The following is a 22702-nucleotide window of genomic DNA, read 5'->3' as shown; positions in this document are numbered from 1 at the left end:
CCGCGCGCGCCACCGCCGGCGCGCTGTCCCTGGCGAGCGGGAATTGACGACCGGGACGGTCCGCTGAGACACTCACCGTGATCGGTACACGACGATCGAGGCGACCGGGAGCCCGCGGCGGCGGCCCGGCTCGCGGAGGAGCTCGCCATGAGGAACTACCTGGGGTGGATGCTGGTCCTCGGAGCGCTCGCCTGCGGCGGGGGCGGCAACACTGCCTCCACGTGCCCCGCGACGGCGCCGCTCGACTGCAACGACGGGAAGTGCTGCCCGTCCGGCTACCCCTACCACTGCGCCAGCACCGGGCACTGCTGGCAGACCGCCGCTGCGGCGCAGGGCGACTGCGGGAGCTCCTACAACTCCTGCTCGGGCTCGACGGCCGGCACCACGGGCGGGACGACCGGCGGCACCACCGGCGGGACGAGCGGCACCGGCAGCATGGGCGCCTGCGGCACCTGCTCCGGCAACCTGCAGTGCTCGCAGTGGATCTCCGGGTCGTCGTGCAACTGGCAGTCCTGCGCCTGCTACTTCCAGCTGAACGGCAGCGACACCTGGAAGGAGTTCTACCACTCGAGCGACAACCAGTGCTTCCAGTGCTCGACCACCGGGACCACCTGTCAGAGCGCGGCGCAGGCCCTCGTGAATCACTGCTACGGCCTGTAGCCGGCGCCCGGTTAAGAAGGAGGGCATGAAGGCTCTCCAGTCCTGCTTCGAGGCGAATCGCGCCTGGTCCGCTCGCATGCGCGAGCGCGACCCAGGCTTCTTCGAGCGGCTCGTGCACGCCCAGCGGCCCGAGCTGCTCTGGATCGGCTGCTCCGACAGCCGGCTCCCGCCGGATCAGGTGGTGGGCCGGCTGCCGGGCGAGATCTTCGTCCACCGCAACGTCGGCAACGTGGTGGTGCACACCGACCTGAACTGCCTCTCGGTGCTCCAGTACGGTATCGAGGTGCTGGGGGTGAAGCACGTCATCGTCTGCGGGCACTACGGCTGCGGCGGGGTAGCGGCCGCCATGAGCCCGGACCCGCGCGGGCTCATCGACAACTGGCTGCGCCACGTGCGCGACGTCTACATGGCGCACCGCGACGAGCTGGAGCGCCTCGACGACCCGGTGGCGCGCCAGGACCGGCTGTGCGAGCTCAACGTGGCGGCCCAGGTCGCGAACGTCTGCCACACCACCATCGTCCAGGACGCCTGGCGGCGCGGCCAGCCGCTCGCGGTCCACGGCTGGATCTACACGCTCGCGGACGGGCTCCTGCACGACCTCGACCTGGTGGTGCAGTCGGCGGAGCAGGTCCCGGCGGCGTACCGGATGCGCTGAGGCGGCCGGGCCCCCACGAAGGGGTGCGGAACGGACGCTCCCGCGCGGTCGTTGGAACGGGCATGAGGAACCTGCTCGCCGGGATCGCCCTCGGGGTCGCGCTCGTGCTCGCCGCCGCGCTCCTCTTCTTGACGCAGGGTGGCATGCCGGTCGCGACCCGGGGCGGACCCCTGCCCCTGGAGCGGTTCCTCGCGAGCCGCGCGCTGCACCACGCGATGGGGAGGGACGCGCGGCGCCCGGCCCCCATCCCCGCCGACGGGCCGAACCTCGTCGCGGGGGCGAAGGTCTACAGCGCGAACTGCCAGGTGTGCCACGGCGCGCCCGGCGAGGCGCAGCCCTCGCCCATCGCGCGCGGCATGTTCCCGCGGCCGCCCAGCCTCCTCGCGCCGGGCCACGGCGTCGCCGACGACCCGGTGGGCGAGACCTACTGGAAGGTGAAGCACGGCATCCGCCTCACCGGGATGCCCGGCTTCGAGGAGACGCTGAGCGAGGAGGAGCTGTGGCAGGTGAGCCTGCTCCTCCGCGAGGCCGAGCACCTGCCCGGCCCGGTGAGGGCGGCGCTCCGCTGACCGCGCCCGCTAGCCGATGAGCGCCGCGAGCGCCTTCCGGTCCGGCGCCACGAGCTCCTTCACGCGCGCCTTCTGGACGTCGGCGACGATGATCTCGCCCACCTCCTGGGTGACCGTCCCGAAGAGCCCGAGCGCCTTCATGCCCTCGGCCTGGCGCTCGTTGTCCTCGGTCGGCGTGACGTAGTGCACCGAGTCCACCTTGTAGCGGTGGAAGAGGAAGAGCTGCGCCACCGTCATGAGGCGCTTGCGGCGGAGCGCGAGGTCGAAGGTGTTCTGGTCGCGCACCGACAGGATGCTGCGCCCGCGCCGGTCGTGGATGCTCGCGAACGTCACGTCGAGCTTCTTCTCCCCGTCGGCGGAGAGCACCTGGAGCTGGAGCAGGTCGGAGCCGGCGGTGATGGGCTTCAGCGCCACCCGCAGCTTGGCCGAGACCCCGTGCTGCTTCCTCCAGAGGTCGAGCCACTCCTCGAGCAGCTTGGGCGGCACCTCGGTCTGGACGAGGTGCTGGTGCTGGGTCGAGCCCTGGCCCATGGCCTTGGTGGTGGAGGTGCGCCCCGAGATCGACATGAGCCCCGCGTCGGCGCGCGGGCCGCCCACCAGCGTCTGCGGCGTGCGGTAGCCCGACTCGAGCAGGCGGAACTTCCGCTGCAGCCGCGCCAGCGCCAGCATGCCGTCCTGGCGGAGGGCGGTCGCGAACTCCTCGGCCGCGAGCCCGTCGATCTGGTGCCCGCCGTAGGTGATGAAGTTGAAGACGAAGCCCATCTTCCCCAGCTCCTCGGGGAAGCGCCGCATCTGCTCGTCGTTCATGCCGGTCGTGTCCCAGTTGAAGGAGGGCGACAGGTTGTAGGCGAGCATCTTGTCCGGGAAGGCGGCGTGGATGGCGTCGGCGAACCGCTTCGCGTCGGCGAGGTCGGCGGTCTTGGTCTCCATCCAGAGCAGGTCGGCGAACGGCGCCGCCGCCAGCGACTTGGCGATGGCGTAGTCGATCCCGCCCCGCACCTGGTAGTAGCCGTCGGGCGTCTTGGCGTGCTCGCAGTCCCAGGTGACGTCGAGCCCGAGCGCGCGCGCCTTCTCGCGCGCCTGGTAGAGCGGCGCGCGCGCCGCGAAGGCGAGCCAGGCCTCCTGCGTCATGGCCGGCGCGTCGCCCTCGTGGGCGCGGAAGGCGATGGCGTTCCCGACCGCCTCGGCGTAGGTCGAGATCCCCGCCTCCTGCTGCCAGGCGTCCACGAACTTGTCGAAGACGCGGTCGAGCGCGGCGTCCACCCCGGCCACGGCGCCCTTCGCCAGCGCCGCGGCGGCGGCCTCGATCGCCTGCCCGAAGCCGTTCTTCTCGAGCCAGGCGTCGGCGGCGGCGTACTCCTCCTCGCACAGCGCGTACAGCTCGTGCCCGGAGAGCTCCTCCACCCCGACGCGCTGGAAGCGCCGCAGGATGGCGAGGAAGGCCGCCTTGAAGGTGGGCAGCGAGAGGTGGGTGGCGCCGAGCAGGAACGGCTGGTCGCGGTCGTCGCCGCGGCCGTCGAGCAGGGTGGCCGACTCGGCGTCGGTGCGCGCCACCAGGATCCCCGGCACGCCCATGAGGTCGAGCTGGAACCGCGCCGCGGAGAGGCGCTTCAGCTGCTCGTCCTCGGACACGAGCACCTTGCCGCCCTGGTGCCCGCACTTCTTCACGCCCGGCTTCTGGTCCTCGATGTGGTAGCCGGGGACGCCCACCTCCACGAACCGCCGGATGAGGTTGCGGACGTGCGCGTCGCCGCCGTGGCCGGTGTCCGCGTCGGCGATGATGAACGGCCGGAAGTCCACCTCCGGCGTCGCCCTGCGCTGCTCCTCGGTCATGCGGGCGCGGGTGTGAAACTGGTTCTTGTCGGCGGTGAGGAGGGCGCGGACGATGGGCGCCGCCTCGTCGGGCACCTGGGAGAGCGGGTAGCTCGCGAGGTCGGGGCCGGGATCCTCGTGCGCCGAGCCCTTGGCCGAGGTGGCCCAGCCGCCGAGGTAGATGCCCTCGATCCCCATCCGCTTCATCGCCACCGCTTGCCCGGGCGAGTACGGCCCGAAGGTGGTGATGCACCGCTGCTCGCCGAAGAGCTGGCGGAGGCGCGCGTAGAACGCCTCGGCGGCGCCGCGCGCCACCGCGTAGTCGGGCCGGATGGTGCCGCGTTGCTCCACCACCTCGCGCGCCGAGTAGACGCGCTTCAGGCCGGCGAACCGGGGGCTCGCGAACCAGCGGCGGACCTCGGCCACCTCGCTCTGGAAATCCATGGTCCTCTCCTCGGGCCGGCGTACCGGAAGGGGCGGGGTGGGCGTGAGGCGCCCAGCGGGCCGGCGACAGACGGCTTAGCGCGCCGCGTCGCGCGCGGCCCGCCCGAGGCGTGACGCGGGGGCGGCCTGGAGGGGTAGGTCAGAGCGCCAGCAGCTGGCGCACGCCGTCGCGCTCCATCTCCGCTCCTGCGCCTCGCCGCACGATCTCGCCGCGCTCCATGACCAGGTAGCGGTCGGCGAGCGAGCGCGCGAACTCGTAGTACTGCTCGACGAGGAGGATCGCCATCCGGCCCTCGGCGGCGAGCGCGCGGATGGCGCGCTCGATGTCGCGGATGATCGACGGCTGGATGCCCTCGGTGGGCTCGTCGAGGATGAGGAGCGACGGCTCCATGGCGAGCGCGCGCCCGATCGCGAGCTGCTGCTGCTGGCCGCCCGAGAGGTCGCCCCCGCGCCGGCCGAGGAGCGCCCGCAGCGCGGGGAAGAGCGCGAACACCCGCTCCGGGACGGCCGCCCCGCGCCGCCGGGTGGCGAGGCCCATGAGGAGGTTCTCCTCCACCGTGAGGCGGGGGAAGATCTCGCGCCCCTGGGGCACGTAGCCGATGCCGGCCCGGGCGCGGGCGTGCGCCGGCGCGCCGGTGAGGTCGGCCCCGCCGAACGCCACCCGGCCCGCGGAGACGGGCACGAGGCCCACGATCGACCGGAGGAGCGTGGTCTTGCCGACGCCGTTCCGGCCGAGCAGCACCGTCACCTGGCCCGGCGCCGCCTCGAGCGAGACGCCGCGCAGGATGTGGCTGCCGCCGTAGTGCTGGTGGACGTCCTCGACGCTCAGCATGGCTCACCGCCCCAGGTAGACCTCGACGACCCTCGGATCGCGCTGCACCGCCGCCAGCGAGCCCTCCGCCAGCACCGCGCCCTCGTCGAGCACCGTCACCTGGCAGTCGAGCCCCTCCACGAACTCCATGTCGTGCTCGACCACCACCACCGAGCGCTGGCCCGCGAGCGACTTCACCAGCTCCGCGGTGCGCTCCGTCTCGTCGTCGGTCATGCCGGCCACCGGCTCGTCGAGGAGCAGGAGCTGCGGGTCCTGCGCCAGCAGCATCCCGATCTCGAGCCACTGCTTCTGGCCGTGGGAGAGGAGCCCGGCCGGCCGGTCCGCCTCGGCGCCGAGGCGGACGAGGCGCAGCGTGTCGGCGATCCGGTCGCGCGCGTCGGCGTCGAGCCGCGCGAAGAGGCTGCGCCGCGCCCGGCGGTCCCCCCGGAGCGCCAGCTCCAGGTTCTCGAAGACGGTGTGCTGCTCGAAGACGGTGGGCTTCTGGAACTTGCGCCCGATGCCGGCGCGCGCGATCTCCGCCTCGCTCATGCGGGTGAGGTCCATCGTCTGGCCGAAGTAGGCGGTCCCGGAGTCGGGCCGCGTCTTGCCGGTGACGACGTCCATGAGCGTCGTCTTGCCGGCGCCGTTCGGGCCGATGAGCGCGCGCAGCTCGCCCACGCCGACGTAGAGCGTGAGCCGGTCGAGGGCGCGGAAGCCGTTGAAGGTGACGGTGATGTCCTCGAGGTACAGGATGACGTCGTGGGTGACGTCGAGCACGCCGGGGACGACGGGGTGCACGCTCCCCGCGCTCCGCAGGACCCCGTCCCCGCCGGGCGCCTGGCCCGGGGTCACGCCGCCCTCCGGCGCAGGAGCCGCTGCGAGAGCCCGACCACGCCGTCCGGCAGGAAGCGCGTCACCGCGATGAAGAGGGCGCCCAGGAAGAGGAGCCAGTACTCGGGGAAGGCGACCGTGAACCAGCTCTTCGCCAGGTTCACCAGGAACGCGCCCGCCACCGCCCCGAGGAGCGTGCCGCGCCCGCCCACCGCCACCCAGATGGCGATCTCGATCGAGCTGGCGGGCGACATCTCGGAGGGGTTGATGATCCCGACCTGCGGGACGTACAGCGCGCCGGCCACCGCGCACAGCACCGCGGACAGGGTCCAGACGCCTAGCTTGTAGGGGAGCGGGTCGTAGCCGAGGAAGCGGACCCGCGGCTCGGCGTCGCGGACGGCGGTGAGGACGCGCCCGAAGCGCGAGCGCACGAGCCAGCGGCTCAGCGCGAGCGCCCCGCCCAGCGCGGCCGCCGAGAGGAGGAACAGCGCCGCCCGCGTGGCGGGCGCGGCGATGGGGAAGCCCAGGATCCGCTTGAAGTCGGTGAACCCGTTGTTGCCGCCGAAGCCGGTCTCGTTGCGGAAGAAGAGCAGCATCGCCGCGTAGGTGAGCGCCTGGGTGATGATGGAGAAGTAGACGCCCTTGATGCGCGACCTGAACGCGAACGCGCCGAAGACGAGCGCGACCAGCGCCGGGACGACGAGCACGAGCAGGAGCGCCCACCCGGCGTGGTCGGTGCCGCGCCAGAACCAGGGCAGCGCCTTCCAGTCGAGGAACACCATGAAGTCCGGCAGGTCGGCGCCGTAGACGCCCTCGCGCCCGATGGCGCGCATGAGGTACATGCCGCAGGCGTAGCCGCCGAGCGCGAAGAAGAGCCCGTGCCCCAGCGAGAGGATCCCGGCGTAACCCCAGATGAGGTCGAGGGCGACGGCCGCGATGGCGTAGCACAGGAGCTTCCCGCCCAGCGTGAGCGCATAGGCGGAGACGTGGAGCCGGCTGCCGGCCGGCGCGAGCAGGTGCAGCGCCGGGACGAGCACGACGGCCAGCGCGGCTGCCCCCAGCGCCGCCGCCGGCAGCCAGGAGCTCCGCGCGCGCGGCCAGCGCGGCAGGGCGAGCAGGTCGGCGCGGCTGGCGGCGTCCACGCTCACCCCTCCACCAGGCGGCCCTTCGCCGCGAACAGCCCCTGGGGGCGCTTCTGGATGAAGACGATGACGAAGGCGAGCACCGCGATCTTGGCGATGACCGCGCCCGCCCAACCCTCGAGGAGCTTGCTCGCGACGCCCAGCCCGAGCGCGGCGCCCACCGCGCCGGCCAGCTGGCCCACGCCGCCCAGCACCACCACCATGAAGGCGTCGACGATGTAGCCCTGGCCCATGTCCGGCCCGACGTTCGCGACCTGCGACAGGGCGAGGCCGCCCAGCCCGGCGATGCCGGACCCGAGCGCGAAGGCGAGCGTGTCGACGCGGCCGGTGGAGACGCCGACGCAGCTCGCCATCTCCCGGTTCTGCGTCACGGCCCGGACGAACATCCCGAGCCGCGTGCGCTGCAGGACGAGCCCCACCGCCCCCAGCACCGCCAGCGCGAAGGCGACGATGACGACGCGGTTCCAGGGCAGCACCGCGCCCGCCAGCGCGAGGCCGCCCGACATCCAGGCCGGGTTCGCGACCACCACGTTCTGCGCTCCGAACGCCATCCGCGCCGCCTGCACGAGGAGCAGGCTCGCGCCCCAGGTCGCGAGCAGCGTCTCGAGCGGCCGCCGGTAGAGGAAGCGGATCACGGTCCGCTCGAGGGCGGCGCCCACCAGCGCCGCCGCCAGGAAGGCGACCGGGACGGCCGCCAGCGGGTACCAGTCGAAGGCGCCCGGCAGGAAGCGCCGGAAGGCCCCCTGCACCGCGAAGGCGGCGTAGGCGCCCACCATGAGCAGCTCGCCGTGCGCCATGTTGATGACGCCCATGACGCCGTAGGTGATGGCGAGGCCGAGCGCGCCGAGGAGGAGGATGCTCCCGAGCGACAGCCCGGAGAAGAGGCGCGCCAGGAGCTCGCCGCGCGCGAGGCGCGCGTCGATGGCCGAGAGGGCGCGCCGCGCCGCCTCGCGCACCTCGCGGTCGGGCTCCCCGCCATCGCCGGCGAGCCGCGCCACCAGCGCCCGCGCGCGCGGCCCGCCGTGCGCCGCCAGGTCATCCACGGCGGCACGCCGTGCGGCGGGGGCCGGGTCGCGGAGCTGCGCCTCCGCCCGCGCCGTGGCGAGGAGGGCGCGGATCTCGGGGTCCTGCTCCTCCTGGAGCGCGCGGAGGACCAGCGGGGAGAGCGCCGCCTCGGGCGCGCCGGCCAGCGCCTGGGCCGCCGCGAGCCGGGCGCGCCGGTCGGGATCGAGCAGGCGCGCGGCGGCGAGCGCCGCCTCGAGCTCGCGGCGCACGCGGTTGTTGAAGGTGACGTCCTGCCGGTCCTCGGGGGCCGGCCGCACCTCGGCGCCGGTGACCGCGTCGAGGACGCGGTCACCCGCCGCGATGAGCACCTCGTCCCCCGCGACCTGGAGGGCGCCCTCCGAGAGCGCCCGGAGGACACGCAGCGCGTCCGGGTCGGGCGCCTGCGCGAGCGCTCTCACCGCGGCGAGCTTCTCCGCGGCGTCGTCGGAGGCGAGCCGGCGCACCGCGACGGCGTCGAGGGCGGCGGCGGGCGCGGCGGCCGCGCAGGCGGCGGCGAGGAGGAGGTGGCGGAGCGCGCGCATGGCGGGGACCGAGGGCCGCGCCTCACATGCTCTGCTTCGCCTCGTTGCCGGGGACGAAGGGGCTCCACGGCTGCGCGCGGATGGGCGCCTTCGTCTTCCACACCACGTTGAACTGACCATCCGGGCGGATCTCGCCGATGAAGACCGGCTTGTGGAGGTGGTGGTTGGTCGCGTCCATCTGGAGCTCGAACCCGGAGGGCGCCGGCATCGCCTGGCCGCCCATGGCGGCGATCACCTTGTCGGTGTCGGTCGACTTCGCCTTCTCCACCGCCTGCTTCCAGAGGTGGATGCCGACGTAGGTGGCCTCCATCGGGTCGTTCGTCACGACGCGCTCGGCGTTGGCGAGGTGCTTCTTCTTCGCGTAGGCGCGGTACTTCTTGATGAAGGCGTCGTTGGCCGGGTTCTTCACCGACATGAAGTAGTTCCAGGCGGCGAGGTGGCCGACGAGCGGGCGGGCGTCGATCCCGCGCAGCTCCTCCTCGCCGACCGAGAAGGCCACCACCGGCACGTCGGTGGCCTTGAGGCCGGCGTTGCCGAGCTCCTTGTAGAAGGGCACGTTCGAGTCGCCGTTGATGGTCGAGATGACGGCGGTCCGGCCGCCCTGGGCGAACTTCTTGATGTCGGCGACGATGGTCTGGTAGTCGCCGTGGCCGAACGGCGTGTACACCTCGGCGATGTCGGCGTCCGAGACGCCCTTCGAGTGCAGGAACGCGCGCAGGATCTTGTTGGTGGTGCGCGGGTAGACGTAGTCGGTGCCGAGCAGGAAGAAGCGCTTGGCCCCGCCGCCCTCCTCGCCCATGAGGTACTCGACGGCCGGGATGGCCTGCTGGTTCGGCGCGGCCCCCGTGTAGAAGACGTTCTTCTCGAGCTCCTCGCCCTCGTACTGCACCGGGTAGAAGAGCAGCCCGTTCAGCTCCTTGAAGACGGGGAGCACCGACTTGCGCGAGACCGAGGTCCAGCAGCCGAAGACCACCGCCACCTTGTCCTGCGCCACGAGCTGGCGCGCCTTCTCGGCGAAGAGGGGCCAGTTGGAGGCGGGGTCCACCACCACCGGCTCGAGCTTCTTCCCCAGGACGCCGCCCGAGGCGTTGATCTCCTCGATGGTCATGAGCGCCACGTCCTTCAGCGCCGTCTCGGAGATGGCCATCGTCCCGGAGAGCGAGTGGAGGACGCCGACCTTGATGGTGCCGGCGGCGTGACCGCTCGACGGGAGCAAGGCGGCGAGGAGGCCGAGCGCTGCGGGGAGCCACCTCACGGAGCGTGTGTTGCGGAGCATGTCGTCCCTTTCTGGTGCGCTGGCGGCGAGGCCGTCCAGGCGATGGAGCACGCGATAGCGAGGAGCGTGCCAGGGCCCCGGCGGCCGCCGGGGGCCGGCGCGAACCCCTCGCGTTGGCGGGAGGGTAGAGGTGAGCGGAGGCGCACCGAGCGTGACGCGCGGCCGGCCAGCTGCTCGTTCGGCTCGCAGGCGCTGACCGCATTTCGCGCATGCCCGCCCGCCGACCCAAGCGGCGCCCGCATTCCAAGCACTTCGCGAGTACCTCTTCGCCCCTGGCGCCGCGGTTGCAGGAGAAACGCCCGACCTTGCCTGCTCTCGCCCAGCCGCTCGCCGCCGCCCCCGGCGCCGGCTCCCTCCGCGCCGCCCTGGTGGCGGGGGAGAGCGCCGTCCTCTCCTGTGCCTCGACGAGCCCGCTCCGCCTCTTCACGCCGCGGTCGCGCGGCCGCGCCGTGTGGGCGGTCGCCACCACCCACGGCGGGGGCCTCGTGGCCGGCGACGCCATCGACGTGGAGGTCGCCGTGGAACGCGGCGCCACCGCGCTCCTCGCCACCCAGTCGAACACCCGCGTCTACCGCTCCACCGGCGCGGTCGCCTCGCAGCGGCTCCGCGCCCGCGTCGCCGAGGGCGCGCTGCTGGCCGTCCTCCCCGAGCCGACCGCCTGCTTCGCCGGCGCCCGCTTCGAGCAGGAGCAGCGGTTCGAGGTGGAGGAGGGCGGGAGCCTGCTCCTCCTCGACGCGTTCACCGAGGGGCGCGGCGCCCGTGGCGAGCGCTGGGCGTTCCACGCCTACGCCTCGCGCAACGAGATCGCGCTCTCCGGCCGGCTGGCGCTGGCGGACGCGGTGCGGCTCGCCCAGGGCGAAGGCGCGCCGCCCGCCGCGCGCATGGACGGCCTCGCGCTCGTCGCCACCGCCGTCGCGGTCGGGCCGGCGCTCCGGTCCGGCGCCGCCGCGCTGCTCGAGGCGCTCGCGTCCGCGCCGGTCGATCCCGCGGCCGAGGTGCTCGCCGCCGCGAGCCCGCTCGCCGACGGCCTCCACCTGCGCGTCGCCGCCCGCACCGTCGTCGCCGGCGCCGCCTACCTGCGGCGCGCGCTCGCCTTCGCCGCCCCGCTGCTGGGCGGCTCGCCGTTCGACCGCAGACCTTAGAAGAGGAGGGGACCATGCACCTCACCCCGCGGGAGATCGACAAGCTCGTCTTGCACCAGGCGGGCGCGCTCGCGCAGAAGCGGCTGGCGCGCGGCCTGCGCCTCAACCACCCCGAGGCGGTCGCGCTCGTGGCGACCGTGCTGCTCGAGCTCATCCGGGACGGCCGGCGGGTGGCGGAGCTCATGGACCTGGGGCGGCGGCTCCTGGGCCGGCGGCAGGTGATGGCGGGCGTGCCGGGGCTCATCGAGGAGGTCCAGGTGGAGGGGACCTTCCCCGACGGCACGAAGCTCGTGACCGTCCACCATCCCATCGCCGGCGAGGACGGCGACCTCTCGCTCGCGCTCCACGGCTCGTTCCTGCCCGTACCGCCGCTCTCCGCCTTCGGGGACGAAGGCGCCCCGGCGCCCGAGGAGCAGGCGCCGGGCGAGGCGCTGCCGCGCGAGGGCGAGCTCGTCCTCAACGCTGGGCGCGAGGCGGTGCGGCTCGCCGTGACGAACCTCGCCGATCGGCCGATCCAGGTCGGCAGCCACTTCCCGTTCGCCGAGGCGAACCCCTACCTCCGCTTCGACCGCGCCCGCGCCTACGGCCGCCGCCTCGACGTGCCGGCCGGCATGGCGGCGCGCTTCGAGCCTGGCGAGACGCGCGAGGTGGACCTGGTGGAGCTCGCCGGGCGCCGGGTGGTGCAAGGCGGGAACGCCCTCTCGCCGGGGCCGGTCACGGAGGAGGGTCGCGCGCGGCTCGTCGAGGAGGCGAGGCGGCGCGGGTTCGCGCTCGACGAGGGGAGCACGCCATGAGCCGCCGGATGGACCGCCGCCAGTACGCCGAGGTGTACGGGGTCACCACCGGCGACCGCCTGCGCCTGGGCGACACCGCGCTCGTGCTCGAGGTCGAGCGCGACGCGACCACCTACGGCGACGAGTGCAAGTTCGGCGGCGGCAAGGTGCTGCGCGACGGCATGGGCCAGGCGGCCGGCGTGCCGGACGAGGTCGCGCTCGACCTCGTCATCACGAACGCCCTCGTGGTCGATCACGCCGGCGTCTACAAGGCGGACGTGGGGGTGAAGGGCGGCCTCATCGCAGGGATCGGCAAGGCCGGCAACCCGGACGTCATGGCGGGGGTGAGCCCGGAGCTGGTGGTCGGCCCCGGCACCGAGTGCATCGCCGGGGAGGGGCTCATCCTCACCGCCGGCGCCATCGACTCGCACATCCACTTCATCAGCCCGCAGCAGGCCGCCGAGGCCATCGCGAGCGGCGTCACCACCTTCGTCGGCGGCGGCACCGGGCCGGCCGCCGGCACGAACGCCACCACCTGCACGCCCGGCGCGTGGAACGTCGCGCGCATGCTGCAGGCGACCGACGCGCTCCCGCTCAACGTCGGCCTCCTCGGCAAAGGCAACGCGAGCCGGCCGGAGGGCCTCGCCGAGCAGCTCCTCGCCGGCGCCATGGGCCTCAAGCTCCACGAGGACTGGGGCACCACGCCGGCCGCCATCGACGCCTGCCTGCGGGTGGCCGAGGCGCACGACGTGCAGGTGGCCATCCACACCGACACGCTCAACGAGGCGGGCTGCCTCGAGCACACGGTGGCGGCCTTCGCCGGCCGCACCATCCACACCTTCCACACCGAGGGCGCCGGCGGCGGCCACGCCCCCGACATCATCCGCGTCTGCGGCGAGCCGAACGTCCTGCCGTCGTCCACGAACCCGACCCGCCCGTTCACCGTCAACACGCTCGACGAGCACCTCGACATGCTGATGGTGTGCCACCACCTCGACCCGTCGGTGCCGGAGGACCTCGCCTTCGCCGAGAGCCGGATCCGCGCCGAGACCATCGCCGCCGAGGACGTGCTGCACGACCTCGGCGCCCTCTCGATGATGTCGTCCGACTCGCAGGCGATGGGCCGGGTGGGCGAGGTCGTCACCCGCACCTGGCAGACGGCGGACAGGATGCGCCGCCAGCGCGGGCGCCTCCCCGGCGAGCAGGGCGATAACGACAACCTCCGCATCCGCCGCTACGTCGCGAAGTACACCATCAACCCGGCGGTGGCCCACGGCATGTCCCACCTCGTCGGCTCGGTGGAGCGGGGCAAGCTCGCCGACCTCGTGCTGTGGCGGCCGGCGCTGTTCGGCGCGAAGCCGGAGGTGGTGCTGAAGGGCGGGCTCATCGCCTGGGCGCAGATGGGCGACGCGAACGCGAGCATCCCCACCCCGCAGCCGCTCCTCATGCGGCCCATGTTCGGCGCGCTGGGCGGCGCCGTCGGCGCGACCGCGGTCGCGTTCGTGTCGCGCGGCGCCGCGGAGGCCGGGGTGGGGGAGCGCTACGGGCTCGCGAAGCGCGTCGAGGCGGTGCGCGGCTGCCGCGGGCTCGGCAAGCGCGACATGCGCCAGAACGACGCCCTGCCGAGGATCGAGGTGGACCCCGAGACCTACGAGGTGCGCGCCGACGGCGAGCTCCTCCGGAGCGAGCCCGCCCTGCGCCTGCCGCTCGCGCAGCGTTACTTCCTCTTCTGACATGGACCCCTGGACCCTCCTCCAGCTCGCCGACTCGGCCCTACCCACCGGCGGCTTCGCCCACTCCGGCGGCCTCGAGGCGGCGCTGCAGCTCGGCCGCTGCGGGGGGCCGGAGGGCCTCGCCCGCTTCGTGGACGAGGCGCTGTGGAGCGCCGGCTCGGCCGCCCTGCCGTTCGTCTCGGCGGCGCACGCCGAGCCCGCGCGGTTCGCGGCGCTCGACCTGCGCTGCGACGCCTCGCTGCCGTCGGCGGTGCAGAACCGCGCGAGCCGCCTCCAGGGGCAGGCCTTCCTGCGCGCCGCCGCCGCGGTCCGCCCGGAGCGGGTGGCGCGGCTCGGCGCGGAGGCGGAGCGGGGCGGGACCCCGGGCCACCACGCGCCGGTCTTCGGCGCGGTGCTGGGGCTCCTCGGCGCGGAGCCCGGGGTGGCGCGGAGCCTGTTCCTCTTCCAGACCGCGCGCGGCGTTCTCTCGGCCGCGGTGCGGCTCGGCGCGGCGGGGCCGCTCGAGGTGCAGGGGCTCCTTGCCCTGGCGCGGCGCACCGGCGAGGCGGTCTCCGCCGCCACCGCCGGCCGGGCGCCGGAGGAGGCCGCCAGCACCTCGCCGCTCCTCGATCTCTGGCAGGCGCACCAGGATCGCCTCTACTCGCGCCTCTTCCGGAGCTGACCATGCACCTCGACCCGCGCGCGCTTCCCCTGTCGCTCCACGGCGGCCACGACCACGACCGCGAGGAAGGCCCCGGCAGCTTCGCCGGCCGCGCACCGGCGCCGCGCCGGCGCGACCTCGACCGCCGCGCCTTCACGGTGGGCGTGGGCGGTCCGGTGGGAAGCGGCAAGACCGCGCTCGTGCTGGCCCTCTGCCGGCGGCTCCGCGAGGCGATGTCGCTCGGTGTGGTGACGAACGACATCTTCACCCGCGAGGACGCCGAGTTCCTGGTGCGGAACGAGGCGCTCCCGGCCGATCGCATCCGCGCCGTGGAGACCGGCGGCTGCCCGCACGCCGCCATCCGCGAGGACGTCACCGCGAACGTGCTGGCGCTCGAGGCGCTCACCGCCCTGCACCGCCCCGAGCTCCTCTTCTGCGAGTCGGGCGGCGACAACCTGGCGGCGCACTTCAGCCGCGAGCTGGCGGACTTCACCGTCTACGTCATCGACGTCGCTGGCGGCGACAAGATCCCGCGCAAGGGCGGACCCGGCATCACCCAGGCCGACCTCCTCGTCGTGAACAAGACCGACCTCGCCACCGCCGTCGGCGCCGACCTCGAGGTCATGGCGCGCGACGCCCGGCGCATGCGCGGCGAAGGGCCGGTGGTGTTCGCGCAGGTGACGCACGGCGTGGGTGTGGAGGACGTCGCAGGGCATGTGCTGCACGCCTGGCAGCACGCGACGGGAAAGTCACACTGAGCGCCCTCGAGCGCTCGACCTCACCAGGGGGTCCGTGCTCTCTTCCCGCGGTGCGCCTCACCCTCCTCCTGCTCACCGTCCTTCTCCTGCTCGCTGCGGCTCCCGCCGAGGGGTGGCCGCCGGCCTCGCCGCTCCTCCCACCCGATCACTGGGCGGTGCGTGCCGCCGAGCGGTTGCACGAGGTCGGGCTCGCTCCGGACTGGCTTCCAGCGCAACGGGCGGCGCCGCTGAGGGTGGTGGGGACGGCGCTCAGCGAGGCGGCCGCTCGCGCCGCGCGCGAGGCCCCGCGCTGGGCGCCGCTCGCGCGGGCCTGGGCAGCGCGGTTCGCGGCCGAGTTCCCGCGGGCGCTGGCGGCGGACGGCGTGCGCCTCGCAGGCGCGGAGGTGGGAGCAGGCGCGCAGCTCGGGCACGTGGCCGAGCCGAAGCCGGCGGCCCCGCAGCCCGGCTTCGTCGCGCTCACGGCCCCCGCCGACGCGGCGATGGCGGAGGCCTCGGCGGCGGCGCTCCTCGGCGAGCACCTCGCCGCCGGGGCGCGCCTGCAGGTGGACACCTCGGACGTCGCGTTTCCCGCGGCCGAGCTGGTGGGCGCACTCGGGCCATGGGCGCTGTCGGTGGGGCGCGGGCCGGTCGGCTACGGGCCGAACGAGCTGGGCGCGGTGGTCACGAGCGGCGCGGTCCCGCTCGACCGCGTCGAGCTCATGACCACGGCCCCGCTGCGCCTGCCCGGTCCGCTCGAGGTCCTGGGCGACTTCGCGCTCGACACGGCGCTCGCCCGCTTCGACGAGGCGCGCCACCCGTACGACCCGCTCCTGTGGACGTTCCAGCTCCAGTGGCGCCCGCACCCGCGGCTCACGCTGGCCGCCAGCCGCGGCCTCATGTTCGGCGGGAAGAACTGGGAGGGCATTCCGACGAAGAACGTCCCGCTGTCGCTCCTCGGCATCAAGAACTTCAACGAGAACAACGTGTACTCGGGGTCCGTGCAGGTCCGGCTGCCGACCGAGGCCTGGCTGCCGCTCACGGCCAAGGTGGAGTGGGGCTCGGACGACAACCCCGGCGCGCTGGTGCAGTGGCCCGGGCTCGTGGCCGGCCTCTCGGCGCCGATGCTGGGCAGCCTGCCGGCCGCGCTTGGGGTGGAGTACGCCTACTTCGGCAAGGGGCCGTTCGGCTATCACACCCCGTTCGGCTGGTACGCGCACGGGCAGTACACGGGCGGCTGGGTCACCGGCCAGACGCCGCTCGGGGACCCGCTCGGCGGCAACGGCCGCGCGCTGAGGCTCCTCGGGGCCGCCGATCTGTGGGACGCGCGGATACGGCTCACGGGGGCAGGGTGGGTGCAGGAGCGCTCGCCGGACAACCTGTACGCGCCGTCCGCCGCGGGGAGGAGCGTGGGCGGCCGGGGCGAGGCCGAGCTGCGCCAGGACCGCTGGGCCGTGGCCTTGCGCGGCGGCTACGAGCGCGGCGAGCAGGGCTGGAGCCGCGGTGAGCTGACCGCGATGGCGCGCTTCTTCCTGTGAGCGGCGCGCGGGCCCGGCCGCCTGTCGATCGCAGCCCGGAAACACGGTATGACGCTTGACCGTACGACGCGCTCTCCGCGTCCGACCTGGGGACCCATGACCCAACCGCGCAAGGGCATCATCCTGGCCGGCGGCTCCGGCACGCGGCTGTACCCGGCGACGCTGTCCATCTCGAAGCAGCTCTTGCCGGTGTACGACAAGCCGATGATCTACTACCCGCTCTCGGCGCTGATGCTGGCCGGGATCCGGGACATCCTCGTCATCTCGACGCCCCAGGACACGCCGCGGTTCGAGCAGCTCCTCGGGGACGGGTCGCGCTGGGGCCTGAACCTGCGGTACACGGTGCAGCCGAGCCCGGATGGCCTGGCCCAGGCGTTCATCCTGGGCGCGGACTTCGTGAAGGGCGGCCCGTCGGCGCTGGTGCTGGGCGACAACATCTTCCACGGCCACGAGTTCCAGCAGCTCCTCCGCGCCGCCGACGCGCGCCGCGACGGGGCGACCGTGTTCGCCTACGCGGTGACCGACCCCGAGCGCTACGGCGTGGTGGAGTTCGACGCGGGGCGCCGGGCGGTGAGCCTGGAGGAGAAGCCGGCCAGGCCCAAGTCGCGCTACGCGGTGACCGGGCTCTACTTCTACGACGAGCACGTGGTGGAGCTGGCGCGGAGCATCAAGCCCTCGGCGCGCGGCGAGCTCGAGATCACCGACCTGAACCGCCTGTATCTCGAGCGGGAGCGGCTGGCGGTGGAGCTCATGGGCCGCGGCTACGCCTGGCTCGACACCGGGACGCACGAGTCCTTGCTCGAGGCGGGCCAGTTCATCGCCACCCTCGAGAAGCGGCAGGGGCTCAAGGTGGCCTGCCCGGAGGAGGTGGCCTGGCGCCACGGCTGGATCGACGACGCCCAACTCGAGCGGTGCACCGCCAGCCTCGGCAAGTCGAGCTACGGCCAGTACCTCAAGTCGCTCCTCGCGAGCCGGGTGTTCTAGATGAACGCGCGCAAGACCAGCCTCCCCGACGTGCTCGTGCTGGAGCCGAAGGTGTTCGGCGACGCGCGCGGCTTCTTCTACGAGAGCTACAACCAGCGCGCGTTCGAGGCGGCCGTCGGGCGGCCGGTGAGCTTCGTGCAGGACAACCACAGCCTCTCGTCGAGGGGCGTCCTGCGCGGGCTCCACTACCAGCTCCCGCACCCGCAGGGGAAGCTCGTGCGCGTGGTGCGCGGCGAGGTGTTCGACGTCGCCGTGGACCTGCGCCGCGGCTCGCCCACGTTCGGAAAGTGGGTGGGGGAGACCCTGTCGGCCGAGAACCGGCGGCAGCTCTGGATCCCGGAGGGCTTCGCCCACGGCTTTGTGGTCGTGTCGGACCAGGCCGAGTTCCTCTACAAGACGACCGACTACTACCACCCCGAGTCCGAGCGCTGCATCCGCTGGGACGACGCCGACCTCGCCGTCGCCTGGCCGGCGATCGGTGCAGCCCCGACCGTGTCGGCGAAGGACGCGGCCGGGAAGCGGTTCCGCGAGGCGGAGGTGTTCGCGGGCTAGACGGGTGCGGCGGCCGCGGTCAGGGCCCGCCTGTGCCGCGCCCGGCACCGTCTCGCCGGGCCGCGAACTTCGCCCCCACCGCGAGCGCCAGCATCGCGAGCGCCATCGCGCTGAAGGTGGGGCTCACACTCCTCGCCGCCACACCGAGCAGGCTCGCCGCCCCGGCGAGCGCGATCACCGCCGCCGGCCGGCGCGCGAGCGGCAGGAACAGCAGCGCCGCCACGCACCCCACCGCGGTCGCGTCCACCGCCGCGCCGCCCCGCAGGCGCGGCCACGCCTCGGCGAGCTCGCGCCCGCTGGACGCGACGACCGCGGTCCCCGTCAGCACCGCCCCGCCGGCGAGGAGGAGCACCACGCCCGCCGCGGCGTCCTTCACCCGCCTCGCCTCGTCCCTGAATTCCCGGGTGTGCAGGTCGACCAGAGACTCGAGCGCGCTGTTGAGGGCCTCGCCCGCGAGGACGAGCGTCACGCACAGCACCAGCGCCAGGCGCGCGCCGAGCGAGAGCGCGACCTCGCTCCCCAGGACGCCCACCGCCGTCCCGGCGCAGAGGTGGAGCTTCATGTTGCGCTCGCGCGCCGCGACCTCCACGACCCCCCGCAGCGCGTGCCGGAAGCTGGCGAGGAGCCCGGCGCGGCCGGGGGCGCGCGGCGCGAGGGGACGGTCGAGCATGGGAGCCGGATGCTACTCCAGGAGGGGCTCGCGCGCGGTCCGGCGCGTCACCACGCGAACGCGATCCCCCCCGGCGCCGGCTGCAGCCGGAGCCCGCCCTCCCGCGGCGCGTGGAAGAAGTGCGGCACCGCCCAGCCGATCGCCGTCCCCACCGCCGCGCCCGCCAGGACGTCGCTGAGGTAGTGCTGCTGGGCCGCGAGGCGGAGGTAGCCGGTGGTGCCCGCCAGCGCGAAGGCGGCGACGCTCACCAGCGCCGCGTCCGGCGCGCCCTGCTCGACGAGCAGGGTCGAGGTGGAGGCGGCGACCGCGAACGCGAAGGTGGTGTGGCCGGAGAAGAAGGAGAGGTTGGCGTCGCGGTCCGCGGTCCGGGTCCCGCCGAGCCAGGCGTAGGGCCGCGCGCGGCCCACCGCGTACTTCACGCTCTCGTCCACCAGCAGCGCCAGGCTGGTCGCCTCGGTGATGAGGAGCGCATTGGCGAGCCCCGCCTCGAGATCGCCGCGGCGCCGGCCGTCGAGCACCGCGTACCCGAGGGCGCCCGCGCCTATCGCCACCTGCAAGACGTCGGAGCCCTTCGAGGCCAGGTCGCGGTTCCCCCAGGCCAAGGAGCGGGCCAGATCGCCGTCGAACCCCGGCGGCGTGCACCAGCGGCACTCCGCCGGCGCGAGGGTGTTCTTGAGCGCGAGCAGCGTGAGCGTCCCCGCCGCCGCAGCCCCCGTCACCGCGCCGTCGACCGCGAGGTCGTAGGTGGGGCGCAGCGCCGGGTCCTCGCCGCAAGCGGGGGCCGCCAGCGCGAGCGAGAGGACCGCGGCGGCGACGAGCCGCATGGCGGGGGGCGCCGGGGGGAGCATGGGGAAGTTCATGCTACTCCAGGCGTGCGCGCCACTCCCGCCAAGCGGGGAGCATCGGCGAGCGGCGCTCGTCCCGCGCAGACAGGACGCAGGTGCGCTATCTCCGCGCAACTCCTGCGTGTCGGCTGGGGTGGGTCTGACCCTCAGTATCGACTCTCCGTACGAAACACGGTAAGAGGCAACCTCCTCCGGTATCCCCGCGCGGGGCCCGAAGGCGAGTGCGCCTCACCGACTCACGTTTTCTCCGAAAGGCTGCCGTGCATCCCCCGACTCGTCGTTGCGTCGTGTGACCCTTTCGACTGTCACAATCTGGGTGTAACGGGCCTCACCCCTGGGAGCTGCGCGCGGCCGCGCACCCGCCTTCCCACCCCCGAAATCTGATGAGCGAGATGACGAACAAGCCTTTCCGCCGCGGCCTCGCCACCTTCCTGGCAGCCCAGCCCATCTTCTGGATGAGCAACGTCGCGTACGCGCAGACGATGCAGGCGCCGGGCGGCTTCGGCGCGAGCGGGGCCGGTGGCGTCACGGTGCCCGGCCCGCTCGCCCCGGCCGACATCGAGGTCATGCGCGGCGAGCGCGGCCTCGCGAGCGCTGCTGCTCCGGTGGCCCCCGTCATCGACGAGACGATCGATCCGGACAAGTACATCTGCGGCCCCGGCGACGTCCTCGAGCTCAACTTCTGGGGCGTCCAGAACTTCAAGCTGCGCGTCACCATCGACGTGGAGGGCCGCGCCTTCGTTTCGAAGGTCGGCTACTTCGCGCTGCAGGGGAAGACGCTCACCCAGGCGCGCCGGGTGATGCGCGATTCGGTCGCCCGCTTCTATCCGCGCCTCAGCTTCGACGTGACGCTCGCCGAGCCGCGGACGTTCCTCGTCCAGGTGGTGGACGACGTCGCGCGGCCCGGCTCGTACCCGTCGCGCGCCATCGAGCGCGTGGCGGCGGCCATCGGCAAGGCCGGCGGCTTCGGCCCGAGCGCCTCGAAGCGGCGCGTCGAGGTCCGGCGCCGGGACGGGACGGTTCTCACCGCCGACCTGCTCCTCTACACGCTCACCGGCGACTTGAAGTTCAACCCGTACCTGCTCGACGGCGATGTGGTGCGTGTACCGTTCGAAGAGCTGGCCGCGACGATCGGCGGCGCGGTGAACCGCCCGGGTCGCTACGAGCTGGTGAAGACGCGTGATCTCGCTGAGCTGGTGGAGCTCGGGGGCGGACTCTTGCCCAGCGCGACGCAGCTCCTCCCGATCACCTTGATCCGCCGTGGGCAGGATGACCGAGAGGACCTCAAGACATTCGAGTTCGTCGCGGGCAAAGCCCCGGCTATTCCGCTGCACCCCGAGGACGCCGTCCGCATCCCTTCCGCCGCCGAGCTGCAGCAGTCGGTGGTGGTCGTCGGTGCAATCGCTGGTGCGGTGCCGGCCACCGCCGCCGTGACGCCGGCCGTGACCGCGGACGAGGCGGCGGCGACGCGGCGGCTGCCCTTCGTGGACGGGGACACGGTGCGCACGCTACTCGAGCGCGTCGGCGGCGTCGGGCCCCTGGCGGACCTCACCGGCGCGTACATCCTGCGCGCCGGACGAACGATCCCGGTGGATCTCTACGCGCTCGTCATGTTGCGTGACTTCAAGGCCGATCTCCCGGTCGAGCTGGGAGACACGCTGGTCATTCCGTTCAAGCGCCGGAACATCCTGGTCGAAGGCTCCGTCTTCGCGCCAGGGTCCTACCCGTATAACCCCGCCTTCGGCGTCGAACAGTACCTGTCCCTGGCGGGTGGCCGGAGTCGCAATGCGCAGTCGATTGACAACGTGAAGCTCATCACCCCGAACGGCGAGACGAAGGATTACCGGCCGGATCTGAAGATCGACCCCGGCTCGTCGCTCGTGGTGCCGGAGCGGAACTTCTCGCGGTCCGAGGTGGTTCAGATCATCCTTGCCGGTGCGGGAATCGTCCTGAGCGGCGTGGCCGTCGTCATTGCGGCGAGGAAGTGATGAGCGGGACTTCACAGACATTCGACTTGTCGTTCCTGCGCGACCGTAGGGCGCAGAAGCGAATTGGCGCCATTACGGCAGGCTTTGTCATCGTCGGCCTGCTTTATGTGCTGCTCGCGCCGAGGTGGTATCGCTCCGTCGTCACTGTGGTCCCCGCCAAGTCGCAGAAGGGCAGCGGGCTCTCGTCCATGCTGAGCGGTGAGCTGGGCGGCCTGGCGGCCGGCCTGGCCGATGGTGCGATGGGCGTGGGCGCCGACGTCCAGCGTATCGTCGCTGTACTTCAGAGCAATGACGTGAGTGATGCTGTCATCGCGAAGTTCGACCTGAAGAAGCGGTATGACGAGAAATACCAGGAGACCACGCGGGAGGTGCTCTGGAGGCACTGCGATCTGAAGGCTCTCCCGAAGCCGGGCCTGGTCCAGCTCTCTTGCGAGGACACAGACCCGCGCTTCGTTCAGCAGTTGCTCGGGTTCTTCGCCGACTACGGCAACCAGGTCTTTCGCCGGGTCGGGGTGAGCTCCGCGTCCGAGCAGGTGCGCTTTCTGGATAAGCGCGTTGGGGAGCTGCGGTTGCAGGCAGATCAGGCCGCTGCGCACATGCGGGACTTCCAGGAGAAGTACCAGATCGTCGATCTCGAGACGCAGACCAAGGCCGTCGTCGGTGCCATGGCGTCGCTGAACAGCCAACGCATTAGCAAGCAGCTCGAGCTGGAGTACGCGCAGACGTTCTCCTCTGGCGACGAGGCGACGACGCGGCAGCTCGAATCGCAGCTCTCGGTGGTCGATCGGAAGCTTCGGTCGATGGAGGAAGAGCGGCCCGCGACTCCACTGGCCTCAGCCAAGGCGACCATTCGCCGCCCTAGCAACGGAATGTTCCCTGCCGCTCTGACGGTCCCCAAGCTCCGGGCCGAGTTCGAGACGCTCTACCGTGATCGCAAGGTGGCCGAGGCCACGCTCATCTTCGCCTTGGAGCGGTTGGAGGCGGCGAAGGCGGACGAGGCCCGCGACACCTCCACGTTCCTCGTGCTCGACCCGCCGGCGCTGCCCACGCGACCCACGCGGCCAAAGCGGCTGGCCACTGCGGTGCTGGCTTTGCTGCTGGGATTGGGCACGGCGGTGGCGTTCGAGTGGTGGAGCAGTGGTAGGGGCAGGGCTCCGTCGAACAGCGTCGCCGAGCCTGTGGCTAGAGCGGTCGTGTAGCTTAGAGACTTCGAGAGCCGACCCGGGAGGGGCGACGAAGCACCTTGCGACAATCCGCGGGTCGCGCCGACAGGAGCCCAGGCACCCCGGGTGCGAACGGGCCGTTGGCTCAGCAGTG

At 73.1% G+C, this 22702-nt stretch carries 21 protein-coding genes; 13 read left to right on the top strand and 8 right to left on the bottom strand.

What is annotated here, in order from left to right; translation table 11 throughout:
- Positions 1-147: 147 nt before the first annotated feature.
- From HWY08_RS01000 to HWY08_RS00990, 3 genes are all read left to right on the top strand, one after another.
- Positions 148-660, top strand: coding sequence for a hypothetical protein (locus HWY08_RS01000; protein WP_176062257.1), 513 nt, complete (start codon positions 148-150; stop codon positions 658-660).
- A gap of 25 nt (positions 661-685) precedes the next feature.
- Complete coding sequence (gene can / locus HWY08_RS00995) at positions 686-1315, top strand: carbonate dehydratase (protein WP_176062256.1); 630 nt, start codon at positions 686-688, stop codon at positions 1313-1315.
- A 62-nt stretch (positions 1316-1377) separates the two neighbouring features.
- Entirely contained in the window at positions 1378-1884 is a 507-nt protein-coding gene (locus tag HWY08_RS00990; RefSeq protein WP_176062255.1) for a c-type cytochrome, read from the top strand.
- 9 nt (positions 1885-1893) lie between these two features.
- On the opposite strand, the gene aceA is transcribed toward HWY08_RS00990, so the two are convergent.
- The 6 genes from aceA to urtA form a co-directional block, all read right to left on the bottom strand.
- Complete coding sequence (gene aceA / locus HWY08_RS00985; protein ID WP_176062254.1) at positions 1894-4140, bottom strand: isocitrate lyase ICL2; 2247 nt, start codon at positions 4138-4140, stop codon at positions 1894-1896.
- 139 nt (positions 4141-4279) lie between these two features.
- Entirely contained in the window at positions 4280-4972 is a 693-nt protein-coding gene (urtE, locus tag HWY08_RS00980; protein WP_176062253.1) for an urea ABC transporter ATP-binding subunit UrtE, read from the bottom strand.
- Between the two features lie 3 nt (positions 4973-4975).
- Complete coding sequence (gene urtD, locus HWY08_RS00975; protein ID WP_176062252.1) at positions 4976-5803, bottom strand: urea ABC transporter ATP-binding protein UrtD; 828 nt, start codon at positions 5801-5803, stop codon at positions 4976-4978.
- Positions 5800-6924 carry an urea ABC transporter permease subunit UrtC gene (gene urtC, locus HWY08_RS00970; protein ID WP_209005101.1) on the bottom strand — a complete coding sequence of 375 codons (1125 nt, stop codon included), beginning with the start codon at positions 6922-6924 and terminating at the stop codon, positions 5800-5802. The genes urtD and urtC overlap by 4 nt, the downstream gene beginning before the upstream one ends.
- Positions 6925-6926: 2 nt before the next feature.
- Positions 6927-8510: an urea ABC transporter permease subunit UrtB gene (gene urtB, locus HWY08_RS00965; protein ID WP_176062250.1), complete on the bottom strand. Its 1584-nt coding sequence runs from the start codon at positions 8508-8510 to the stop codon at positions 6927-6929.
- Between the two features lie 22 nt (positions 8511-8532).
- Positions 8533-9765, bottom strand: coding sequence for an urea ABC transporter substrate-binding protein (gene urtA / locus HWY08_RS00960; protein ID WP_209005100.1), 1233 nt, complete (start codon positions 9763-9765; stop codon positions 8533-8535).
- 326 nt (positions 9766-10091) lie between these two features.
- Between urtA and HWY08_RS00955 the strand changes: the two genes are divergently transcribed.
- From HWY08_RS00955 to rfbC, 8 genes are all read left to right on the top strand, one after another.
- Positions 10092-10928: an urease accessory protein UreD gene (locus HWY08_RS00955; RefSeq protein ID WP_176062248.1), complete on the top strand. Its 837-nt coding sequence runs from the start codon at positions 10092-10094 to the stop codon at positions 10926-10928.
- A 14-nt stretch (positions 10929-10942) separates the two neighbouring features.
- Entirely contained in the window at positions 10943-11722 is a 780-nt protein-coding gene (locus HWY08_RS00950; protein ID WP_176062247.1) for an urease subunit gamma, read from the top strand.
- A complete protein-coding gene (ureC, locus tag HWY08_RS00945; RefSeq protein WP_176062246.1) occupies positions 11719-13434 on the top strand; it encodes an urease subunit alpha in 1716 nt (571 codons plus the stop codon). The genes HWY08_RS00950 and ureC overlap by 4 nt, the downstream gene beginning before the upstream one ends.
- A gap of 1 nt (position 13435) precedes the next feature.
- Positions 13436-14095: an urease accessory protein UreF gene (locus HWY08_RS00940; protein ID WP_176062245.1), complete on the top strand. Its 660-nt coding sequence runs from the start codon at positions 13436-13438 to the stop codon at positions 14093-14095.
- A 2-nt stretch (positions 14096-14097) separates the two neighbouring features.
- The gene (gene ureG / locus HWY08_RS00935) at positions 14098-14832 is read left to right on the top strand and encodes an urease accessory protein UreG (RefSeq protein ID WP_176062244.1); all 735 of its coding nucleotides are present in this window, start codon (positions 14098-14100) and stop codon (positions 14830-14832) included.
- Between the two features lie 50 nt (positions 14833-14882).
- Positions 14883-16346: a capsule assembly Wzi family protein gene (locus HWY08_RS00930; protein ID WP_176062243.1), complete on the top strand. Its 1464-nt coding sequence runs from the start codon at positions 14883-14885 to the stop codon at positions 16344-16346.
- A gap of 96 nt (positions 16347-16442) precedes the next feature.
- Complete coding sequence (gene rfbA / locus HWY08_RS00925) at positions 16443-17330, top strand: glucose-1-phosphate thymidylyltransferase RfbA (RefSeq protein WP_176062242.1); 888 nt, start codon at positions 16443-16445, stop codon at positions 17328-17330.
- Positions 17331-17882: a dTDP-4-dehydrorhamnose 3,5-epimerase gene (gene rfbC / locus HWY08_RS00920; protein ID WP_176062241.1), complete on the top strand. Its 552-nt coding sequence runs from the start codon at positions 17331-17333 to the stop codon at positions 17880-17882.
- Positions 17883-17901: 19 nt separating this feature from the next.
- Here the strand turns inward: rfbC and HWY08_RS00915 are convergent, their stop codons facing one another.
- Positions 17902-18552: a diacylglycerol kinase family protein gene (locus tag HWY08_RS00915; protein ID WP_176062240.1), complete on the bottom strand. Its 651-nt coding sequence runs from the start codon at positions 18550-18552 to the stop codon at positions 17902-17904.
- A gap of 47 nt (positions 18553-18599) precedes the next feature.
- Entirely contained in the window at positions 18600-19400 is an 801-nt protein-coding gene (locus HWY08_RS00910; protein WP_176062239.1) for a phosphatase PAP2 family protein, read from the bottom strand.
- 389 nt (positions 19401-19789) lie between these two features.
- Here HWY08_RS00910 and HWY08_RS00905 point away from each other — a divergent pair, with 389 nt between their 5' ends.
- A complete protein-coding gene (locus HWY08_RS00905) occupies positions 19790-21385 on the top strand; it encodes a polysaccharide biosynthesis/export family protein (protein WP_176062238.1) in 1596 nt (531 codons plus the stop codon).
- Positions 21386-21411: 26 nt separating this feature from the next.
- The gene (locus HWY08_RS00900) at positions 21412-22584 is read left to right on the top strand and encodes a Wzz/FepE/Etk N-terminal domain-containing protein (protein WP_176062237.1); all 1173 of its coding nucleotides are present in this window, start codon (positions 21412-21414) and stop codon (positions 22582-22584) included.
- The last annotated feature ends 118 nt before the right edge of the window (positions 22585-22702 follow it).

It is taken from the genome of Anaeromyxobacter diazotrophicus (genome assembly GCF_013340205.1).
GTDB lineage: Bacteria > Myxococcota > Myxococcia > Myxococcales > Anaeromyxobacteraceae > Anaeromyxobacter_A > Anaeromyxobacter_A diazotrophicus.
This window is presented reverse-complemented; position numbering and strand designations above follow the sequence as displayed.

Bases quoted from the DNA above. Each gene is read 5' to 3' on its own strand.
- urtB (WP_176062250.1), bottom strand. From the start codon at position 8,510: ATGCGCGCGCTCCGCCACCTCCTCCTCGCCGCCGCCTGCGCGGCCGCC.
- HWY08_RS00905 (WP_176062238.1), top strand. From the start codon at position 19,790: ATGACGAACAAGCCTTTCCGCCGCGGCCTCGCCACCTTCCTGGCAGCC.
- HWY08_RS00950 (WP_176062247.1), top strand. From the start codon at position 10,943: ATGCACCTCACCCCGCGGGAGATCGACAAGCTCGTCTTGCACCAGGCG.
- aceA (WP_176062254.1), bottom strand. From the start codon at position 4,140: ATGGATTTCCAGAGCGAGGTGGCCGAGGTCCGCCGCTGGTTCGCGAGC.
- ureC (WP_176062246.1), top strand. From the start codon at position 11,719: ATGAGCCGCCGGATGGACCGCCGCCAGTACGCCGAGGTGTACGGGGTC.
- HWY08_RS00910 (WP_176062239.1), bottom strand. From the start codon at position 19,400: ATGCTCCCCCCGGCGCCCCCCGCCATGCGGCTCGTCGCCGCCGCGGTC.
- urtE (WP_176062253.1), bottom strand. From the start codon at position 4,972: ATGCTGAGCGTCGAGGACGTCCACCAGCACTACGGCGGCAGCCACATC.
- rfbC (WP_176062241.1), top strand. From the start codon at position 17,331: ATGAACGCGCGCAAGACCAGCCTCCCCGACGTGCTCGTGCTGGAGCCG.
- HWY08_RS00990 (WP_176062255.1), top strand. From the start codon at position 1,378: ATGAGGAACCTGCTCGCCGGGATCGCCCTCGGGGTCGCGCTCGTGCTC.
- HWY08_RS00940 (WP_176062245.1), top strand. From the start codon at position 13,436: ATGGACCCCTGGACCCTCCTCCAGCTCGCCGACTCGGCCCTACCCACC.
- can (WP_176062256.1), top strand. From the start codon at position 686: ATGAAGGCTCTCCAGTCCTGCTTCGAGGCGAATCGCGCCTGGTCCGCT.
- ureG (WP_176062244.1), top strand. From the start codon at position 14,098: ATGCACCTCGACCCGCGCGCGCTTCCCCTGTCGCTCCACGGCGGCCAC.
- HWY08_RS00915 (WP_176062240.1), bottom strand. From the start codon at position 18,552: ATGCTCGACCGTCCCCTCGCGCCGCGCGCCCCCGGCCGCGCCGGGCTC.
- HWY08_RS01000 (WP_176062257.1), top strand. From the start codon at position 148: ATGAGGAACTACCTGGGGTGGATGCTGGTCCTCGGAGCGCTCGCCTGC.
- rfbA (WP_176062242.1), top strand. From the start codon at position 16,443: ATGACCCAACCGCGCAAGGGCATCATCCTGGCCGGCGGCTCCGGCACG.